The 20,041-nt window shown below is 38.6% G+C and carries 18 protein-coding genes and 1 tRNA gene; 13 read left to right on the forward strand and 6 right to left on the reverse strand.

Annotated elements, in window-relative coordinates:
* Window positions 1-297: 297 nt before the first annotated feature.
* Entirely contained in the window at window positions 298-1,287 is a 990-nt protein-coding gene (bioB, locus tag B9T30_RS01310) for a biotin synthase BioB (protein WP_086183428.1), read from the forward strand.
* A gap of 59 nt (window positions 1,288-1,346) precedes the next feature.
* Here the strand turns inward: bioB and B9T30_RS01315 are convergent, their stop codons facing one another.
* Window positions 1,347-1,571, reverse strand: coding sequence for a hypothetical protein (locus tag B9T30_RS01315; protein ID WP_086183429.1), 225 nt, complete (start codon window positions 1,569-1,571; stop codon window positions 1,347-1,349).
* A 659-nt stretch (window positions 1,572-2,230) separates the two neighbouring features.
* Window positions 2,231-2,307: transfer RNA gene (locus tag B9T30_RS01320), tRNA-Ile, on the reverse strand.
* An 814-nt stretch (window positions 2,308-3,121) separates the two neighbouring features.
* Between B9T30_RS01320 and B9T30_RS01325 the strand changes: the two genes are divergently transcribed.
* Entirely contained in the window at window positions 3,122-3,685 is a 564-nt protein-coding gene (locus B9T30_RS01325) for a 1-acyl-sn-glycerol-3-phosphate acyltransferase (protein ID WP_086183430.1), read from the forward strand.
* A 113-nt stretch (window positions 3,686-3,798) separates the two neighbouring features.
* Window positions 3,799-4,548 (forward strand): YebC/PmpR family DNA-binding transcriptional regulator, encoded by a 750-nt coding sequence (locus B9T30_RS01330; protein WP_086183431.1) that lies wholly within the window; start codon window positions 3,799-3,801, stop codon window positions 4,546-4,548.
* A 402-nt stretch (window positions 4,549-4,950) separates the two neighbouring features.
* Here the strand turns inward: B9T30_RS01330 and B9T30_RS01340 are convergent, their stop codons facing one another.
* Both B9T30_RS01340 and B9T30_RS01345 read right to left on the reverse strand, forming a co-directional pair.
* A complete protein-coding gene (locus tag B9T30_RS01340; RefSeq protein ID WP_086164124.1) occupies window positions 4,951-5,421 on the reverse strand; it encodes an Lrp/AsnC family transcriptional regulator in 471 nt (156 codons plus the stop codon).
* A gap of 143 nt (window positions 5,422-5,564) precedes the next feature.
* Window positions 5,565-6,329: a glutathione S-transferase family protein gene (locus B9T30_RS01345; RefSeq protein ID WP_086164125.1), complete on the reverse strand. Its 765-nt coding sequence runs from the start codon at window positions 6,327-6,329 to the stop codon at window positions 5,565-5,567.
* Window positions 6,330-6,709: 380 nt separating this feature from the next.
* On the opposite strand from B9T30_RS01345, the gene B9T30_RS01350 reads away from it, so the two are divergent.
* The 9 genes from B9T30_RS01350 to B9T30_RS01390 all read left to right on the forward strand — a co-directional run bounded on the left by B9T30_RS01350 (window position 6,710) and on the right by B9T30_RS01390 (window position 15,735).
* Window positions 6,710-7,912 carry an SfnB family sulfur acquisition oxidoreductase gene (locus B9T30_RS01350; protein WP_086183433.1) on the forward strand — a complete coding sequence of 401 codons (1,203 nt, stop codon included), beginning with the start codon at window positions 6,710-6,712 and terminating at the stop codon, window positions 7,910-7,912.
* Between the two features lie 10 nt (window positions 7,913-7,922).
* Complete coding sequence (locus tag B9T30_RS01355; protein ID WP_086183434.1) at window positions 7,923-9,146, forward strand: SfnB family sulfur acquisition oxidoreductase; 1,224 nt, start codon at window positions 7,923-7,925, stop codon at window positions 9,144-9,146.
* The gene (locus tag B9T30_RS01360; RefSeq protein ID WP_086183435.1) at window positions 9,146-10,570 is read left to right on the forward strand and encodes an LLM class flavin-dependent oxidoreductase; all 1,425 of its coding nucleotides are present in this window, start codon (window positions 9,146-9,148) and stop codon (window positions 10,568-10,570) included. The genes B9T30_RS01355 and B9T30_RS01360 overlap by 1 nt, the downstream gene beginning before the upstream one ends.
* Before the next feature lie 15 nt (window positions 10,571-10,585).
* On the forward strand, window positions 10,586-11,416 hold the full coding sequence (locus B9T30_RS01365; protein WP_086183436.1) for a MetQ/NlpA family ABC transporter substrate-binding protein: 831 nt from the start codon (window positions 10,586-10,588) through the stop codon (window positions 11,414-11,416).
* A gap of 9 nt (window positions 11,417-11,425) precedes the next feature.
* Entirely contained in the window at window positions 11,426-12,262 is an 837-nt protein-coding gene (locus B9T30_RS01370; protein WP_086183437.1) for a MetQ/NlpA family ABC transporter substrate-binding protein, read from the forward strand.
* 11 nt (window positions 12,263-12,273) lie between these two features.
* Window positions 12,274-13,344, forward strand: coding sequence for a methionine ABC transporter ATP-binding protein (locus B9T30_RS01375; protein WP_086183438.1), 1,071 nt, complete (start codon window positions 12,274-12,276; stop codon window positions 13,342-13,344).
* Window positions 13,325-13,984, forward strand: coding sequence for a methionine ABC transporter permease (locus tag B9T30_RS01380; RefSeq protein WP_086183439.1), 660 nt, complete (start codon window positions 13,325-13,327; stop codon window positions 13,982-13,984). Before B9T30_RS01375 ends, B9T30_RS01380 begins: the two co-directional genes overlap by 20 nt.
* A 113-nt stretch (window positions 13,985-14,097) precedes the next feature.
* Window positions 14,098-15,189 (forward strand): redox-regulated ATPase YchF, encoded by a 1,092-nt coding sequence (gene ychF, locus B9T30_RS01385; protein WP_086183440.1) that lies wholly within the window; start codon window positions 14,098-14,100, stop codon window positions 15,187-15,189.
* Between the two features lie 192 nt (window positions 15,190-15,381).
* Entirely contained in the window at window positions 15,382-15,735 is a 354-nt protein-coding gene (locus B9T30_RS01390; protein ID WP_086183441.1) for a hypothetical protein, read from the forward strand.
* A gap of 62 nt (window positions 15,736-15,797) precedes the next feature.
* On the opposite strand, the gene B9T30_RS01395 is transcribed toward B9T30_RS01390, so the two are convergent.
* Window positions 15,798-16,334, reverse strand: coding sequence for a DUF962 domain-containing protein (locus B9T30_RS01395; RefSeq protein ID WP_086183442.1), 537 nt, complete (start codon window positions 16,332-16,334; stop codon window positions 15,798-15,800).
* A 95-nt stretch (window positions 16,335-16,429) separates the two neighbouring features.
* On the opposite strand from B9T30_RS01395, the gene B9T30_RS01400 reads away from it, so the two are divergent.
* A complete protein-coding gene (locus B9T30_RS01400) occupies window positions 16,430-17,140 on the forward strand; it encodes a Crp/Fnr family transcriptional regulator (protein ID WP_413772545.1) in 711 nt (236 codons plus the stop codon).
* A gap of 397 nt (window positions 17,141-17,537) precedes the next feature.
* Here the strand turns inward: B9T30_RS01400 and B9T30_RS01405 are convergent, their stop codons facing one another.
* Window positions 17,538-19,760 (reverse strand): TonB-dependent receptor, encoded by a 2,223-nt coding sequence (locus B9T30_RS01405; RefSeq protein WP_086183443.1) that lies wholly within the window; start codon window positions 19,758-19,760, stop codon window positions 17,538-17,540.
* Window positions 19,761-20,041 lie beyond the last annotated feature (281 nt).

Here is a 20,041-nt window from a genome sequence, read left to right on the forward strand (position 1 = left end):
AAAACAAAACAAATGACACTTCCTTTGTTTTAATCTTTTCTAGATATCAACAAAGTTTTCACTGTAGAAAAAAAATAGCATCCAGTTCACAACAACTTTACAAATGACACTAAAAAATATTGTGACTATATTTACAATAAATAGCCTTACTTTGTAACTAAATTATCAATCTCATAATTTACAATATTGACAAAAACCAATCGATAGATACTATAATATTTGGTTTTTTATGCCTTTAGATTTCATATAAATTAGGTATGATAAATAATAAATAATGATGATTATGGATTTTCACCAATGAATGTACGTAATGACTGGTCACGCGAAGAAATTCAGGCTTTATATAATCAGCCCTTTTTAGATTTAATTTTTGAAGCACAGCGCATTCATCGTGAACACTTTGATCCAAATACAATCCAAGTTAGCACACTGCTTTCAATCAAAACAGGTAAATGCCCTGAAGATTGCAAATATTGCTCACAGTCAGCACGTTACGATTCAAAACTCGAAGCTGAAAAACGCATAGCTGTAGATAAAGTTATTCAAGAAGCAAAAGAAGCATTAGCTTCTGGTTCTTCACGTTTTTGTATGGGCGCTGCTTGGCGTAATCCACACGAACGTGATATGCCTTATGTATTAGAAATGGTCAGCGAAGTTAAAGCATTGGGCTTAGAAACCTGTATGACTTTAGGCATGCTCAATCAATCACAAGCTGAACGCTTAAATGAAGCGGGTTTGGATTACTACAACCACAATTTAGATACATCACGTGAATATTATTCAAATATTATCACTACACGCACTTTTGATGATCGCTTAAACACTTTAGATTTTGTCCGTCAAGCTGGCATGAAAGTCTGTAGTGGCGGAATTGTCGGTCTAGGCGAAACCAAGCAAGATCGTATTGGTTTATTACATGAATTGGCAACTTTAGCCATTCATCCTGAATCTGTTCCTATCAACATGCTGGTTCCAATTGAAGGTACGCCACTTGCAGATGTTGAAAAACTGGATGTAACAGAATGGATTCGTACGATTGCTGTTGCACGCATTATTATGCCAAAAAGCTATATTCGCCTTTCTGCTGGGCGTGAGTCTTTATCTGATTCTGATCAAGCTCTGGCATTTATGGCGGGTGCGAACTCTCTTTTCTCTGGTGAAAAGCTGTTAACAACCCCGAATGCAGGTGAAGGTCGAGATAAACAATTATTTGATAAGTTAGGTTTGATTGCTGAAAAAGCCAAACCACGTATTCAAGAATTATCTGTAGATGCTATGGCTAGCTAAGTTATTCATACCTGCCGTTTGTAAAAAAGCCCCTTATGGGCTTTTTTTTATTGATTTAATTATTTTGCAAAGTTATGTGCCGTAATTAAAATACCATAGCTTGCATTCAAATAGTCACCCCTGCGAATACTATCGACTCCATTGGCATGATGTACCAGCAATTCTTGAGTAATCGCATCATAAGTGAAAGAATCAAAACTATCTTGATGATGACATAACCACGTCAATGTATCTGGCAAATACTCATCGACAATATAAGTTTGTGCTTTAAAATCTTTGTTCATTGACATATTTCTATCTGGCTAGGTGAAGATTATTGCTTTTATGCTTATAAAAGGCTTTGTTACACAAAGCGATCGTAGCTGATGTTCATTATTACTATTCTTTACTTCCTAAAAAACTAAAAAGTGAGCTTAAAGCTCACTTTCTATCACTATAAATTAAAGTTATTGATTAACTTTACTCATCCTTCATTCCCTATGTTCTCCTATTTCTTCCATGTGCTCATTTTCGTAAACATGTAAACAAAATAATCTCAGTAGCAATTGAAGCATCTTTTAAATTTCCTTCTGCTTGTTTTTTAATTTAGCTTACTAAAAATACATTTCATCCTAAAATGTATCTGTGATTAAAAAACCACACCCATTTATTAACATATTTTTTTGATCATGCAAACAACCTTGCAATAATAATTATTGCAAATTACAAAATAAAAGCACTTTTAACGCCAAAATACAGATTATTTTTCATTCAACACTCGTGAAATTCAGAACGTAATAAAATTATCTGGGCTAAATACTTGAGTAGATTCATGAAAAATTATGTAGTGCAAAATGAGAAACAAAACAGTGCAAAATAGGCCAAAAACTTGCACATAGTGCTTACATAAATTCAGACATTAAAAAACCACTTAGGATTAGTACACCTAAGTGGTTGTTTTATTTGGTGGGCCCAGACAGACTTGAACTGTCGACCAACGGATTATGAGTCCGCTGCTCTAACCAACTGAGCTATAGGCCCTTATAAGCTGAATTTGTTATATATCAACAAGTTCAAGCGAGGCAATACTAACGAAAATTGTTTCAAAAAACAAGCATTTTTGTTTCCACTTGCACAGTAACACAACAATTATTTCACACTTTTATTTTGACGCTTATTTTTTAATCAAATCAAGATAATATCTCCAAGACTAAGTCTTGGTATTATTGATATTAATCAAGAAAATTTATTGTATTTAATAGATCATAAATGCCAACTCAGCCACCCAAGTATTGAAATTAATCACGGATAGAGCAATTATTTAATTATACCTATAAAGTCTAAATAAAATAATTCAACAACGATGCAAAATAGCACTTTAAGAATAAGAGTAGAACAATGCTGATTAAAAAATTAACTTTTTATCTACTTACGAACCAAAGTTACGTTCTTTACGAGATTCCACACAAATTTCGATTAAAGACCATACAACCACCAACATAAACAACCCAAAAGCCAATAGAAAAGTTGAAAAATACATCATTCTTTTCATTCCTCATTAAACATATGCCAAAGTTGAACAATTTGTTCAAAAGCTCTTATCTTCGACAAAAGTCTAATAGGTATTTTTTGATCTGGATAGTCATTTTCAATCAAAATTAAGTCTTAATTTATATCATCTTATTTATTTTAAATATCAATTAATGCACATTTATATATAAAAACAATTAGTATCGCCATTTTCCAAACATATCTAGACAAATGTATTTATTTGTCATTTTAAGCTTATATGCTCTTGACTCTAAATCAGAACAAGCAGAAATTAGCCCACTTTCATATTGCCTAATTTCCTTCTATGTTAAAAAAATTTATTGGTGAATCTGCATTTAAAATTGCGGGATGGAACTATCATATAGAACCAGATGTACTTGAAAACAAACAAGTGATCGTTGGCTTTGAACATACATCTATGTTGGATGCAGTGCTTTCTCTGGCTCTGTTCCAAATTTTTGATATGAAAATTCATACCCTAATTAAAAAAGAATTATTTAAAGGGCCAATGAAACCATTATTAAAAGCACTGGGAGGAATTGCGGTCGATCGTAAATCCAATCAAGATATTGTTTCGCTTATGGTTGAGCATTTTCAACAAAATGAAAAATTCAACTTGGTGATTGCCCCAGAAGCCACACGTGCAAAGCCTGGTGAAGCGCGACGTCCCATTCGTACAGGATTTTGGCATATTGCTAAAGCAGCAAATGTCCCTATTGTTTTAATGTATGCCAATTCAAAAACTAAACAAGGTGGAATTTTAGGGAAAATATACCCAACAGAGATCAACCATGACTTAGCGCTGTTAAAACAACTTTATAAAGATAAGGTCGATTTGGATATTATTATTCCTGAAGCTAAAAACTAAGTTCTATTTGTTTAAAAACTCAAAAGCTAGCCCTTTCTAAGAAAAAAGGGCTTATGGTAGAATTTAACACATTCGATTAGGCATACAGCCAATCTACAAGGAGCATATTTCGCATGGCGGGTCATTCCAAGTGGGCTAACATTAAGCATCGTAAAGCAAAACAAGATGCTAGCCGTGGTAAAGTTTTTACCAAATATATTCGTGAATTAACCACAGCTGCAAAACTCGGTGGTCCCGATGCAGCAAGTAACCCGCGTCTTCGTGCTGTAGTTGAAAAAGCATTATCTGTAAATATGACACGTGATGTGATTAACCGCGCCATTCAACGTGGTGCTGGTGGTGAAGATAATGACGATTTAAAAGAAGTTACCTACGAAGGTTATGGCGTTGGTGGTGTTGCCGTTATTGTTGAAACAATGACTGATAACTTAAACCGTACTGTACCTGATGTACGTCACTGTTTTTCCAAAACCAATGGTAATTTGGGTACAGCAGGTTCGGTTGCATATCTCTTTACGAAACGTGGTGAAATTACTTTTGAAGATGTTTCTTTAGAAGATAAAATCATGGACGTGGCTTTGGAAGCTGGTGCTGAAGACATTGAAGTCAGTGAAGATGAAATCTTAGTCATCACAACACCTGAAAGCTTCGGTGATGTTCAAGATGCCTTAACTGCCGCAGGATTGAAATCTGATAATGCTGAAGTGGTGATGAGCCCATCAACCAAAGCTGAAATTACAGACATTGATCAAGCAAAAATGATTTTAAAAATGATTGATATGTTTGAAGACCTTGATGATGTTCAGAACGTGTATACCAATGTTGAATTCTCAGATGAAGTTTTAGAACAATTGGATGCTTAATCCAATCAGCTGGCTTTAAATCTGTGATAAAAAAACGCACATATTCGTGCGTTTTTTTATGTGTTTTATGAAAGCTTATGCTTTTTATAAAGGTGCCTTAATCATATACACATGCACAAACAACACCAACGCACCTGTCAATAGCAGACAAAAAAACCAGAGAATACATGCCAATACCATTCGCAATACCCATTTTTTATAAATGGAAAAATGCTTAAATAAAGGTATTGCTCCCCATAACCAAAAATATATTGAGAAATCAGCAACAAATAATCAAAACAACGATGTGATGACTGTTGTCCTAATTGAACATAAATGAAATCTGCTATGAGCCAAATCAGTATGCTGATTAAGCCCATATAAACAAAGCGGCTAAGCTGCACTGTCTAAAGCCATTAAATTTTATAGCTTGCTGAGCAAACCACTACAGTTAAAAACATTATATTCTTTAATCACAAAACTAGAATGTAGTGCTACAACATGTTCAATTTTACCAATACGTTTGAGTAAAATTTCACTGTAATTTTCCATATCACGCGCAATCACTTCCACAATAAAATCTGCAGATTGTCCTGTCACCAAAAATGCGTTAATCACTTCTGGAATATTTTCCAACTCTTCCAAGAACTTGGCAAAAGTATCTGTATCATGCCGACTTAAGGAAACCTGTAATAGGACATGCAGGCTAAAACCTAGCTTTTTATAATTTAAATCACGCTTTAATCCAGAGATGATATTATTTTCAATCAAATGCTTAATGCGACGATGCACCGAACTTACAGAAAGATTAATGCGTTCAGAAAGCTCATTTAGATTAAGATCTTCATTGGTTAAAATTTCAAGAATTTGTTTATCAAAACGATCCAGTTCCATCATAAGCTCCACGATGTTTATATGTTTGAGATAATGCAAACGATGTCTTTAGAAATATTTTCAACATAATTTTTAGGAAAAATAAACACCTACTCCCTTCTCTCGACTACAAGTGAGAAATTAAGGTATTTTATTTTACAATATTAAACGCCACGCCAGTCGACACGGGCATTACGCTCCGTTTGATAAATACGCAAGACATATTGCCCTAAAGGTAAGTTGGTCAAAAAGGCCTTATATTGCATGAACTCATCGGATAGATTTTCGCCACGTTCTTTTTCCCACGGCGTACCTGCAATTTCTAATAACGGCGCAAGCATTGAACACACTGCAATATCTGCCAAACCGAGGCGCTCGCCAACAAAATAACGCCCATGATTTTCAATGAGACGCTGATTTAAAACATCAACTAAAATATCCATGCGTTGTTTTGATTCAGCCACTTTATCCGAATTAAGTTGATAGCCTCTTGAGAGTATTGCCTTCATAATCGGTTTTGAATATTTTTCAAACTGACGTAAATAGCCTTTTTCCCCAATCATAATATCAAGCGATTCTGCACTTTCAGTTAAAGTATGCGCTAACCCCCAACGTCGAACATGCATGCCAAGCTCTGCCGCTTGCTCATTAATTTCTAGCGCTAAATCACGCTGTTGTACATCAGAACGGAGTAAAGAATGTTCTGGATAAACCTCATCTAAATACAATGCAATTTTGGTCGAATCTGCAATCCAATGGTCTTGGTCACGTAAAATAGGTAAGCGATTTTGCCCTGTTTTTAATTGCGCAAATGCACGATGCACACCCGGGATCAAATTATGTGCAACATAGTCTAACTCTTTATGATCGAGCAACCAGCGAGCTTTCTCACAAAAATGAGATAAAGGAAACTGGTATAAAGTTCGCATAAATTCTCCGCATTTATTTTTTAGTTCTGGTTATCAATATAACCATCAACATTCATCGAATACTTTAGTCACCCTACCTTAGAAATACAATGTACTTTTCTGCAAAAATAGATGCATACAACTCCATGCTATATCATTTATTTTTATACCTTTTTTTCTTTTCATTATCATCAAAGTAGATAAACCGATTAATTAAAACTCAAGCAAAAACTATTGTAAGACAAAATAATGTTGGTTTTTAAACACTTAGCATAGTTGAATTTATTCAAAATCTAGCACTTTATCTCTTAAACATCATTTTTCATAAGCTTTGCAAAAGCAATTGCTTAATTTTAAATTCAATTGGCTGTAGCGTTTTGATATCTATTTAAGGTGTCATTATGTCTCATTTAATTTCTGACAATGTTCATGTGGTTGAAAATGACCAAGGTGCGATTAATGCAGCGTATCAAGTTGCAGATTTTGCTCTAGAAGGTCGTAATGAACGTGATCAAAAACGTCTATTGCCTTTTGCTGAAATTGATTTATTCAGTGCAAAAGGTTTGGGTGGAATTCGTATTCCACAAAAATTTGGCGGTGCTTTTGTCTCCAATAAAACTTTGGCGCATGTTTTTCGTATTTTGAATAAAGCCGATTCAAGTGTTGGGCAAATTCCACAAAATCAAATTGCTCTGCTGAATATGATCAATATCATGGGTACAGAACAACAAAAGACATTTATTTTTAATGAAATTTTACAAGGCAAACGTTTAGCCAATGGTGGCCCAGAACGCCACACCAAAGATACCAAAACCCTAAATACAACGTTAACAATCGAAAATAATCGTTACTTTGTTGATGGTGAAAAGTTCTACTCCACAGGCAGCAGTTTTGCCCATTGGTTGGCGATTAAAGCCATTCATCCCGAAGGTCATGTGGTTCTAACCATTATTAATCGTCAGGCAACAGGCGTTGAAATCATTGATAACTGGAATGGTTTTGGTCAACGTACAACATCAAGCGGCACAGTCAAACTGAATCAGGTCGAAATTGATCCATTCTTAATTTTTGATGAACGTCTACTTGGCAATACAGCAAATTATCGTGGTGCCTATTCGCAACTATTGCAAGTTTCCATTGATGTCGGCATTGCTGAAGCAGCTTTTGCCGACACCTTAACGGCTGTACAAAAAGCACGCCCTATTGTGGATGCCCATGTCGAAAAAGCCAGTTTTGAGCATTACACCTTACAAGAAGTGGGTAAGTCCAACGTATTACTGGATGCTGCTATTTTATTACTCGATGAAGCCGCTGAATATTTAGATGAACTAGATGCACTCGATGAAGTCACGGATGAACAAGCGGCTCAAGCATCCATTTTAGTTGCAGAAGCAAAAATTTATGCCAATGATGCAGCCCTTCATATTTCAGAAAAACTTTTAGAGCTGGGTGGCAGCCGTTCAAGTTTAAGTCAGCATAATTTAGATCAGCATTGGCGCAATGCCCGCGTGCATACCTTGCACGATCCTGTGCGTTGGAAATTACATGCCTTAGGGGACTATTACCTGAATCACACCTTCCCTGCACGTCACGCTTGGATTTAAGGATAAAAACATGACTTCATATCAAAAACTCTCCCCATCAAAAGTTCAACCATTGGCTAAGGCGCATATTATTCAATCTGATGCTGAAGCTTTGGACATTGCACACGCTTTAGCAGAACAGTTTAAAGGCAATGCTGTACAACGCGATGCACAGCGTATTTTACCTTTTCAAGAAATTGAAGCATACAGCCAGTCTGGCTTATGGGCGATTACTGTGCCGAAGCAATATGGTGGTGCAGAAGTTTCTAGCCTTACGGTTGCCAAAATTATTGCCTTAATGAGTGGTGTCGATGGTTCAATTGGTCAGATTCCACAAAATCATTTTTATGCTTTGGAAGTGCTCAGAAATACCGGCACAGAACAACAGAAACAAAAACTCTATGCCGAAGTTTTAAAAGGGGCTCGTTTTGGTAATGCCTTAGCAGAATTTAAAACCAAAAATGCAACGCAAAAGCAAACCGCAATCACTCCAACCGAACATGGCTTTGTGGTCAATGGGGAAAAGTTTTATTGCACAGGCAGTTTGTTTGCACATCGTATTCCCACCTTAGTCAAAGATCATGAAAATCGTGAATTTTTAGCCTTTATTGCACGTGAAAGTGAAGGTCTAGAATTGATTGATGACTGGTCTGGTTTCGGACAACGCACCACAGGCAGCGGCACGGTCAAATTCAACAATGTTCAGGTTGCAGCAGAAGAGATTATTCCTTTTGATAGCGCCTTTAGCCAAGCCACTTTGGTCGGCCCATTTGCACAAATTATGCATGCAGCCATTGAAACGGGTATTGCTCGTGCGGCTTTTGAAGAAACCCTACATCGTGTCCGTCAAGCACGACCTTGGATTGATTCGGGTGTTGACCAAGCCACGGCTGATCCACTCACCCTATTTGAACTAGGTCGCATTGTTGCAGATGTCCGTGCCAGTGAAGTGTTATTAAAACAAGCGGCACGTTCGATTGATGCTGCAAAACCACAGCCTACTGCTGCAAATATTGCCAAAGCCTCATTAGATGTGGCAAAGGTACGTGCCCACAGTACCGAAACAGCATTAAAAGCATCATCTAAATTAATTGAACTGGCAGGCAGTCGTGGCAGCCAACGTGAAGATGGGCTGGATCGTTTCTGGCGCAATGCGCGTGTACACACGTTGCATGATGCATCTCGTTGGAAATACTATTTCATCGCAAACCATCTATTAAACGGCGTATTGCCACCACGTCGAGGAACATTGTAATGACAAATTCCTCAACCTCAAATACGCCCAAAAAAATCTTGCTCAATGCGTTTGATATGAACAGCGTCGGTCATATTAATCATGGTTTATGGACGCATCCACGTGATGAATCTCATCGTTTTAATGAACTGAGCTACTGGACTGATTTGGCGCAAACCTTAGAAAAAGGTTTGTTTGATGGCTTATTTATTGCTGACATTACCGGTGTTTATGATGTCTACCAAAATGGCATTGATCTCACTTTAAAAGAATCCATTCAACTGCCCAGTCATGATCCAACCACGTTGGTTTCAGCGATGGCAGCAGTCACACAAAACTTAGGTTTTGGCATAACCGTTAACTTAAGTTATGAATCGCCTTATCAGTTTGCCCGCCGCTTTGCCAGTCTGGATCATTTAACTCAAGGGCGAATTGGCTGGAATATTGTCACTGGATATTTGGACAGTGCGGAACGACTGATTGGACAAAAAGGTTTAAAAGACCATGACCTGCGCTATGCACAAGCCGAAGAGTTTCTGGAACTTTGCTATAAATTTTGGGAAGGTTCTTGGGAAAATGATGCCGTTTTAAAAGACAAAAAACAGCGTATTTTTACTGATCCATCCAAAGTGCATCAGGTACAGCACCAAGGGCAGTTTTACCAAAGCCAAGGGGTGTTTCAAGTTTCACCGTCGAGTCAGCGGACACCGGTGTTATTTCAAGCTGGTGCATCACCACGTGGTTTAACCTTTGCCACACAACATGCAGAAGGTCTATTTATTGGCGGTGATCGACCAGAGAAAATTAAACAACAGGTCGATCAAATCCGCAATCAGGCCACTGCACAAGGTCGCAATGCTGAAGCCGTTAAAATTTTTGTTGGTATTACCGTGGTGACTGCCGAAACGGATGAACTGGCTCAGCAAAAACTGGATGAATATATTCGCTATGCTAGTCCTGAAGCGGGTCTGGCGCACTTTTCTAGCTCAGTGGGTATGGATCTGTCTCAATTTGCAGATGATGAAACCATTCCCTATCAGCAGACCAACAGTATCGCGTCAGTCAATAACAAGTTTAAAGAACAAAGTATCAGTAAAAATGATTTAAAAGCGCAGCATGTATTGGGTGGACGCTATCCACTGATTGTCGGTAGTGGCGCGACTGTGGCTGAAAAACTGATTCAGTTGATGGATGACACAGGCATTGATGGTTTTAATTTGACCCGTACCGTTGCCCCTGAGTCACATCATGATTTTATCCAGTGGGTAATTCCAGAACTACAACAACGTGGGCGATATAAAACTGCATATGAAAATGGCAGTTTAAGGCACAAACTTTTTCAGCAAGGTGACCGATTGTCTGCTTCACATCCTGTTCAACAATTTCGATGTCAAAGCACCGCCTCAACTTCGAACTCCAACTTAAATCAAAAACAAAGCGCATAAATTTTGAGGTGCAACATGGCACAAACAGCAAAAATCAAATTCATCCTTATTGGGGTGATTGTTGCCGCAGTCATTATTGGACTGGTGGTGTGGAATCAACAAAAAAAATCGGGTTCAGATGAACTTGTAATTGGCATTAGTCCATCATTTGCCAAACCATTACAAGTCGCAGTAAATGAAGCCAAACAACAAGGTTTGAATGTCAAACTGGTCGAGTTCTCTGACTGGAACACGCCCAACATCACCTTAAATCATGGTGATATTGATGCCAATTTTTTTCAGCATCAACCCTTTTTAAGCAATGCTTTAAAAGAAACTGGCTTTAAACTTAAAAGCTTTGCTGCCGGTGCTGCCACGCATGTTGGCTTATATTCTAAAAAATATAAAAGCTTTGATCAGCTGCCACAAAATGCCACCGTTGCCATTCCTAACGATCCTGTTAATCAAGGTCGGGCATTATTACTTTTGCAACAAGCCAAACTCATCACTTTAAAAAATCCTGAAAATCATTTATCAAATGTATCGGACATTGCAACCAATCCTAAAAATCTACAATTTGTCGAGGTAGAAGGTCCACAAACAGCACGTGCGATTGATGATGTCGATCTGGCTTTTGGCTATCCACATTACTTACGTCTGGCTAAAACTGCCGATCCTGAAAGTGCCTTATTGTTCGATGAAAACACCAATAAGCGCTACGCCATTCTGTTTGTGGTGCGTGAAGACTATCAGGACAAAGATGACAAATTGAAAAAATTCGTCAGCATTTATCAAAATTCAGCTCAAGTGCAGCAAGCTTTGAATGAAGATTTTGGTGCCAAACTCTGGTTTCCAGGCTGGAAATAAGGAATGATTATGTCTATTTCCACCTCCAAAAATCTTAAAATTTGGCTGATTGCACTCAGTGTTATTCTTGTCATTGCAGGTCTTTCAATTTATCGCCATAGCAACAATCAAAGCCAGCAAGACGTTCTAAAAATTGGTATTAGCCCACCCTATGCCGAACTGTTAAGAAGTGTCGCTGACGAAGTCAAAGCACAAGGCATTCATGTCGAATTGATTGAATTTTCAGACTGGCAAGCACCCAATGTTGCGGTTCAAAATGGTGATATTGATACCAACTTTTTCCAGCAAAGTGTGTTCTTGGCCAATGCCGTGCGTGAAACAGGGTATAACTTGCATGCCTTTGCCAAAGGTTCAGGCAGTCATGTTGGCTTATATTCGAAAAAATATCAGTCGCTTGATCAAATCCCCAATCAAGCCAAAGTGGTCGTGCCGAATGATCCTGTGAACTTATCTCGTGGCTTAACGCTATTGGCGCGTGCAGGCTTGCTCTCGGTAAAAGATGTCAACAACGAATTAACCACACTGCAAGACATCACTAGTAACCCGAAACAACTCAAGTTAATTGAAGTTGAAGGCCCACAAACAGCGCATGCCTATAACGAAGCAGACTTGATTATGGGCTTTCCACATTACTTAAAAATGGCAAAAGTCGCTAACCCAAATTCAGCACTCTTTATTGACCCAGTGGATAAAAAATACGCCATTTTATTTGTAACGCGTAAAGACTACCAAGATGAAAACCAAAAGCTGGCCGTATTTGTAAAAGCTTTCCAAAACTCGGCCAAAGTTCGTGAAATTTTGAATAAAGATTTTGGACAAAGCATGTGGTTTGAAGGCTGGAAATAAGGAGAATAACAATGGTAAGTTTTGGTTCACAAATCGACTTTTCAGTACCACATATTAAAATTCGGCAGTTGAATAAGTTTTACCATGTGCAAAATACGCAAGTGCATGCCTTGAAAGATATCCATCTGGATATTCCTCAAGGCAAAATACTGGGCATTATTGGTAAAAGTGGTGCAGGTAAATCATCTTTGCTGCGCACCTTAAATGGATTGGAACAGGCCAATGAAGGCAGTATCCATATTCATCAACAAGAAATTTCCGCATTAAACCATCATGACTTGATTCAGCTGCGCCAGAAAATGGGCATGATTTTTCAGCATTTTAATTTAATGTCAGCGAAAACCGTTTGGGAAAATGTCGCGCTACCGTTAAAAATTTCTAACTTTAACAAGGCGGACATTGAACAACGAGTCAATGAAGTCCTTGAATTGGTTGGACTCAGTGATAAAGCCGAGCATTACCCTTCACAGCTTTCAGGTGGACAAAAGCAACGGGTCGGTATTGCCCGTGCGTTGGTCAGTCATCCCGAAATTTTACTCTGCGATGAAGCCACTTCGGCACTCGACCCTGAAAGTACCTCGGTGGTACTTTCCCTGCTCAAGGAAATTAATCAAAAACTGGGAATCACCATTGTACTGATTACCCATGAAATGCAGGTGATTCGTGAAATTTGTGATCAAGTGGTGGTGATTGATCAGGGTGAAATTGTGGAATCAGGACAAGTTTGGTCGGTATTTTCCAATCCTAAACAAGCCATTACCCAAGAGTTGCTCAATCTTGAACAATTGGATCTACCATTTACGCTTTATCCAGAATTAGATGACTTGGTCACACACAGTATTTTAAAACTAAAATATGCCAGTGAGGCCAAACATTCTCCTGACCTTTCCCATCTTTTAAATCAATTTGGCCATGCAGTGCATTTGTATCAAAGCCATATCGATAGCATTCAAAATCATTTGGTCGGCACTTTAATTGTGGGCGTGGCGGATTTAAATATTGATCTGCAACAACTACAACAACAATTCAGAAATCAAATTGCACAGGTAGAGGTATTGGGCTATGCACGACCAACTTATTGATCTTTTGCTTACTGGCACCATCGACACCTTATTAATGGTTGGCGTTTCCGCATTTTTTGCCTTGCTGATTGGTCTACCGATGGCCGTAATTTTAGTCAATACCTCGGAACATGGCATCTATCCATCGAAAAGTATTAACCAATCTTTGGGTTGGCTAGTCAACATGACTCGCTCTGTGCCCTTCCTGATTTTAATGGTGGCACTGATTCCATTGACTCGACTGATTGTCGGCACCAGTTATGGCGTATGGGCAGCGGTTGTTCCGCTCACCATTGCAGCGACCCCTTTCTTTGCCCGTATTGCCGAAGTCAGTTTACGTGAAGTCGATCAAGGGTTGATTGAAGCCGCTCAAGCCATGGGGTGTAACCGTAAACAAATTGTTTGGCATGTCCTTCTGCCTGAAGCCCTACCCGGAATTGTGGCAGGCTTTACCGTGACCTTGGTCACCATGATTAACTCCTCAGCTATTGCAGGTGCCATTGGTGCTGGCGGTTTGGGTGATATCGCCTACCGTTATGGTTATCAGCGTTTTGATATGCAAATCATGCTTGCCGTGATTGTGGTGCTTATTATTTTAGTGATGTTGGTACAATTGGCTGGAGACATGCTTGCCAATCAGCTAGACAAACGAAAAGTTTAAAGCCCGTTGCCTTGCAGTTGTTTTCAATAAACATGAAAGCCATGACCTGACTTTGTCATGGCTTTCATGTAAAATCAGCCACAATTTTTAAATCATACGTTGTGAGTCATTTCATGGGTTTTAATTGCGGTATTGTCGGCTTGCCGAACGTGGGTAAATCTACACTTTTCAATGCATTGACTAAAGCTGCCATTGCTGCAGAAAACTTTCCGTTCTGTACCATCGAACCGAATACAGGGATTGTGCCTGTACCAGATCCACGTTTAGACAAATTGACTGCGATTGTAAAACCACAACGTGTTATTCCAACATCAATGGAATTTGTGGATATTGCAGGTTTGGTTGCGGGCGCATCTAAAGGTGAAGGCTTGGGTAACCAATTCCTTGCCAATATCCGTGAAACAGATGCCATTGCTCACGTTGTTCGTTGTTTTGAAGATGAAAACGTAATTCACGTTAATGGTAAAATTGACCCGCTAGATGACATTGCAACCATCAATACTGAACTTGCACTTGCTGACCTTGAAGCGGTTGCCAAAGCCATTACACGTTTGTCTAAATCTGCAAAAAGTGGTGACAAAGAAGCAATTGCAGTCAAAGCCATCTTAGAAAAAATTCAGCCTTTACTTGACGAAGGTAAACCAGCACGTGCAGCTAACCTTGATGATGACGAACGTAAATTGGTTCGTGGTTTTGGTTTAATGACTTTAAAACCAACCATGTACATTGCTAACGTCGCTGAAGATGGTTTTGAAAACAACCCACATCTAGATGCAGTTAAAAAATTAGCAGCTGAAGAAAATGCCATTGTGGTTCCCCTGTGCAACCAGATTGAAGCTGAAATTTCTTTACTTGAAGATGAAGACCGCGCTGAGTTTTTAGAGGCGATGGGCATGGAAGAACCAGGCTTGAATGTAGTAATTCGTGCAGGTTATTCATTGCTTGGCTTACAAACCTACTTCACTGCTGGCGTACAAGAAGTTCGTGCTTGGACAGTTAAAATCGGTGCAACGGCACCTCAAGCGGCAGGTGTGATTCACACTGACTTTGAAAAAGGCTTTATTCGTGCTGAATGTATCGCTTATGATGATTTCATTCAATACAACGGCGAAGCTGGCGCGAAAGAAGCTGGCAAATGGCGTTTAGAAGGTAAAACTTACGTGGTTCAAGACGGTGACGTTTTACACTTCCGTTTTAACGTATAAGTAGTATCCAATATAGAAAAGCCCTGATTTAAATCAGGGCTTTTTTGTTAGCTTAAACTAAGCTTAAAAATAGCATTAAATGACAAATGAATACGCTAACTACTTGAATCTCACACAATATTATTACTTTTATTGTTCTGTATTATCGATAAATTAATCACAGGCACTAATGCCTGTATAGAATAATCGAAAATGAAAAAGATCAGCACATTTATTGCAGCAGGCTTGTTCACAATGCTTAGCGCAACTGCATTTGCGTGCCCACAAGGGACAACATTAGCAGGTGGTTCAGGCCCAAATCATAAAGGTGGTAAATGTGTCCCAGCCACGGCAATGGCTAAACAAAATAAGATGAAACACGATCAAACGGCAAAACAAGACAAAATGATGAAAAAAGATCAAATGGGGAAACATGATCAGATGATGAAACATGATCCAATGAAAACCAATAATATGGCTGATAAATCTCATAAAGCAGCTCCAGTTGCAAGCGCAGATGCACACAAAGCTAAAACTGAGACCCATAAAGCAGTGAAGACCCAGTAAATAATCAGATATACAAAAAGCCAGTGGATTTCACTGGCTTTTTTATATTTAAAATAATCATCTTAAGAACTGGTATGTATAGACTTCGCATCCATTTCAGCACGTAATACATGGGCCTGATCCAACATACGTTGCTCTAGCTCCTTACGAAAACCGAGCATAAACACCATTTCCGCCAAGACAAATAATGGGCCAACTGCAAGCCCGACAATGTCATCCATAAAGGCTGGTTTTTTCTTTTCATAAAAATGACCAATAAACTGAAATACCCACCCCACCACAAAAATTCCAATACTTAAGCTTAACCAAGCAGAAAATTCTAAATGAGCAATTTTTAAAGCCAAAGGATATGCAGCAAGCAAAACAATCAACATAATGAATGCAAAAATACGATCCAAACTAAAATAATAAACACTCGTCACCACAATAAGTCCCAAAGCCAGCGTCAGCTCCATACCTGACAGCACAAACCCTGCTCTTGCGGTTAAACAAAGAATTGAAAAAACAATCAAAGGAATACCGACAAAATGAGTCAAAATATTTTTATGGTCTAAGTGATATGCTGCATATTGGCTCAGCAACTGTTCTAATTTGGTCATGTGATTCTTCCTTGTTACACTATGCTTCTACTATATAAAAATATGAAAGACCAAGTTGTCGGCTAAATGACAACTTACAGCAAAAAGGAATTTATGTGTTTGACGCAAAGGATATCCATCATTTAGAAAATAATATGTGGTTCTCCCAACTACCACCTATATTCAAAGCATTTATTTTGAGCCATGCGGTTCAACAAAAATTTGACAAAGAACAAGCCATTTTCCATTCGGGTGATGCTTTTAATGGTCTTTATGCCGTTTTAAATGGCTCTGTTCGCTTAGGCTATATTGACATTGAAGGTAAAGAATCGGTGGCTGCAATTGTGGAACCAATTATGTGGTTTGGTGAAATATCCTTAGTCGATGCCCAACCTCGCTCGCACGATGCCATCGCCATTCAAAAAAGTTTAATTTTGCATATTCCAAGTGGTGCAATTCAAAAACTACTCCAAGAACAGCCCATTTTTTGGTATCACATTGCGCAATTAACCAGTCAGAAATTACGTTTTGCTTTTTTAGAACTGATTTCAATTCAAACGCAAACCTTAAAGCAGCGTTTAGCCCAACGCCTGATGTTTATTTTAAATGGTTATGGCAACCATCTGATGATTGAAAAAAACACCATTCATTTATCTCAGGAACAATTGGCGCAAATGCTGACCTGCTCTAGACAAACGGTAAATCAGGAATTACAGACCTTAGAAAAGCAAAATATTTTGCGTCTCTCTTTTCGGAAAATTGAAATTTTAGACCTTGCAGAATTACATCGTATTGCACATGTTATTGCTGAATTTAATACACATTAAAGGTAATGCAAATCAGTTAATCAATTGACTGGATTCTTTATTTTAAATTCATAATGTTATTCGATACACGGAAACGTCTTCCGCAACTGTTCGAGGCAAGACTACTTTGAAAAGTACAGTTTCTGCGACGAATTGATCAATAAAAGATATTTGACGAGTTTTGCGGAGACAATGCCTTTGGTTACTTTGGGCTTATCCAAAGTAACATATGAGCTCCAAGTATTTGATTTAAAAATATAAGACTCCGTCGTGAATAATTCAAAAGCTAAGGAATTTATTACAAAACTCCTTAGCTAACTGGCATTACACATTAAAGTGCCTTTTAAGCAAACATAAAAAAGCCACCTTAATTGTTAAGATGGCCAGATGCGAGTTAAACTTGCTTTAACATAGCGGCTTAAAATTCATAATTCACACGCAGTAAAGCACTTCGCGGTGTACCCGGCATTGAACTTGAACGCCAGTACTCTTTATCGGTTAAATTGGTTAAGGCTAAAGTGACATTCCAAGGGTTTGCACTATAACCAATGGCCGCGTCTGCTCGGTTAAAACCTTTGAGTTTTTGAGTGTTTTCTACATCGTTCCATGAATCGCCAACCTTGGTCACGCCAATTTCAGCATACCATTGCTCTGTAGGTAAATAACGGACAAAAAGATTTCCTGTTTGCTTGGCTGTTTCTTTTAAACGATTGCCCACTAGCTCAGGTTTTTCTTTATTTTGTTTAACCGTCGCATCCAAGAAACTATAACCACCACGGACGTAGACATTGTCCAGTACGCGACCAATAAAGCTCAATTCTGCACCACGCGACTGATGCTCACCACCAACAGCCCAGACATCGGGTTCTTTATCCTTATTTGGAATATAACGAATATTATGTTTACGAATATCATAGACCGAAAACTGCGTGGTTAAGCGTTCATCCATCCAATCACTTTTAAGCCCAATTTCATATTGGTCACTATATTGTGGTTCAGCGTCGAAGGTATTTAAATTTTGTGAAGCGCTGATCACGCTAATCCCCATTTGACCACCAAAGGGTGCAAAACTTTTACTATAAGATGCATAGATACTTTGTGATTCAACAGGCTGCCAAACCACACCCACATTTGGACTGACTGATTGATCACTGACAGTACGCTTATAATCCTGATCAGTTTCAGACTTCAACTTATTGCTGGTTGAGTTTTTATAATAATCATAACGCAGTCCCAGCATCAACTTCACTTCTGGAACAATGGTGATTAAATCCTGTGCAAACACCCCATAACTTGTGCCTTGATTATAATTATGCTGCGTAATGAGCGGATTGTCCGCCCGATTACCAAAACGATCCCCTGTTAGCGGATTCACAAATCCATAAATTAAAGAGCCATCGCTATTTTTATTGGATAGTTTTGGTTCACGTTGCTCATAAGACACATCTACGCCAAGCAACATCTGATGTTGAAATGCACCAGTATTAAATTTGCCTTTCACATCAAATGTAGTGGATGTGGTTTTATTGCTGGTCTGCTGCCAATAATAGTTTTGATCAATATATCCTTTATAACAGCCCTTATTTGTTGCGGTGGCTGGCTGATTTTCCGCACACATTTTACCTACATAAAAATGGTCAAAATCTTGATCGGCTTGTCTATAACTCGCTGCCCAATGCACCGTCCAATCTGGCGCAAAGGTATAACTTAAATCGGAACGTAAGGTCTGGGAAACATCATTGACATAATCACCGTCTTGAGCGAAGCCCATGTCACGCGACGTTCCTGATGGTAATTCAAAAAAATTGGGTCCGCGATCTGGAATACGGTGCAAACGGTCATACGTATATTGCCCTGTCCAAACTAAACCCTTTTGATTATTAAAACTCACACTCGGTGACAGCATTAGCTCATCACTGCTAATGCCTTGACGGAAACTATCCGTTTTATAAACATCGGTGGTTAAACGCGCCGCCCATTGATCAGAAATAACCTGATTGACATCTAACGTGGTTCCCAGATGATTAAATGATCCCGTATAAATTCCAACACTGCTTTTCGAGTCAAAATTGGCATATTTACTCACCATATTAATTACGCCACCACCTGCACTTCGCCCATACAGTACAGAAGCCGGCCCTTTTAATATTTCAATCCGTTCAATATTGGCGGTACTGCGTCGTACTTGCCCACTTTCACGCACACCATCACGGTAAATATCACTCATGTCTGCCTGAAAACCACGCAGCTTAATTCCATCACCACGCATATCATAGGACGTATCAACACCCGGCGTCCCTTGAAGCATGACGCTTAAATCATTCGATCCATAGATTTTATATTTTTGTACATCAATCGTATCAATGGTCTGTGGAATATCTTTTTTATCCAAGCCATTACGCGTCACACTGGCTTGTTTGTAGTCGACATAGGTTTTTACTGGATCTTGTGCACTCATGGCTTCAATAGCAATGGTCGGAAGAACTGCGGTTGTTCTACTTCCTTCTGCTGAATCAAGATGTTCACTGGCAAAGGTAGAATGAGCACACGCTATCATTAAGCTAAGTAGACTCAACTTTAGAATTCGATCTGAATGTGTGTGTTTAAAAGCTAAATGTGAATGACCAAAAAAAGACGGCATAAATGGGAGACATGGTAAAAATTTACCGAATACTAATATAAATGATAATTATTTTCATTACTAATCATATACAGAATCTCCATTTTTTACCCAAGCTATTCATTTCATTTAAAATTACCCCCTATTGTTTGTTGTTTTTTTCAGCAACACATCCTCTAATTACACTTTGCTCTTAATTGAGGTTGTATATTTAGCATCGACAAAAAAAAAGCCCTCTCATCAACATTATCGCTTGCAGCGAAACAATCAACGATTGAACTTTTTTGCTGAAATACTCATAC

The sequence above is a fragment of the Acinetobacter sp. ANC 4973 genome (genome assembly GCF_002135275.1).
GTDB classification, from domain to species: Bacteria; Pseudomonadota; Gammaproteobacteria; order Pseudomonadales; family Moraxellaceae; genus Acinetobacter; species Acinetobacter kyonggiensis.

Coding starts and splice junctions, on each gene's coding strand:
- bioB (WP_086183428.1), top strand. CDS start 298: ATGAATGTACGTAATGACTGGTCACGCGAAGAAATTCAGGCTTTATAT.
- B9T30_RS01315 (WP_086183429.1), bottom strand. CDS start 1,571: ATGAACAAAGATTTTAAAGCACAAACTTATATTGTCGATGAGTATTTG.
- B9T30_RS01325 (WP_086183430.1), top strand. CDS start 3,122: ATGTTAAAAAAATTTATTGGTGAATCTGCATTTAAAATTGCGGGATGG.
- B9T30_RS01330 (WP_086183431.1), top strand. CDS start 3,799: ATGGCGGGTCATTCCAAGTGGGCTAACATTAAGCATCGTAAAGCAAAA.
- B9T30_RS01340 (WP_086164124.1), bottom strand. CDS start 5,421: ATGGAACTGGATCGTTTTGATAAACAAATTCTTGAAATTTTAACCAAT.
- B9T30_RS01345 (WP_086164125.1), bottom strand. CDS start 6,329: ATGCGAACTTTATACCAGTTTCCTTTATCTCATTTTTGTGAGAAAGCT.
- B9T30_RS01350 (WP_086183433.1), top strand. CDS start 6,710: ATGTCTCATTTAATTTCTGACAATGTTCATGTGGTTGAAAATGACCAA.
- B9T30_RS01355 (WP_086183434.1), top strand. CDS start 7,923: ATGACTTCATATCAAAAACTCTCCCCATCAAAAGTTCAACCATTGGCT.
- B9T30_RS01360 (WP_086183435.1), top strand. CDS start 9,146: ATGACAAATTCCTCAACCTCAAATACGCCCAAAAAAATCTTGCTCAAT.
- B9T30_RS01365 (WP_086183436.1), top strand. CDS start 10,586: ATGGCACAAACAGCAAAAATCAAATTCATCCTTATTGGGGTGATTGTT.
- B9T30_RS01370 (WP_086183437.1), top strand. CDS start 11,426: ATGTCTATTTCCACCTCCAAAAATCTTAAAATTTGGCTGATTGCACTC.
- B9T30_RS01375 (WP_086183438.1), top strand. CDS start 12,274: ATGGTAAGTTTTGGTTCACAAATCGACTTTTCAGTACCACATATTAAA.
- B9T30_RS01380 (WP_086183439.1), top strand. CDS start 13,325: ATGCACGACCAACTTATTGATCTTTTGCTTACTGGCACCATCGACACC.
- ychF (WP_086183440.1), top strand. CDS start 14,098: ATGGGTTTTAATTGCGGTATTGTCGGCTTGCCGAACGTGGGTAAATCT.
- B9T30_RS01390 (WP_086183441.1), top strand. CDS start 15,382: ATGAAAAAGATCAGCACATTTATTGCAGCAGGCTTGTTCACAATGCTT.
- B9T30_RS01395 (WP_086183442.1), bottom strand. CDS start 16,334: ATGACCAAATTAGAACAGTTGCTGAGCCAATATGCAGCATATCACTTA.
- B9T30_RS01405 (WP_086183443.1), bottom strand. CDS start 19,760: ATGCCGTCTTTTTTTGGTCATTCACATTTAGCTTTTAAACACACACAT.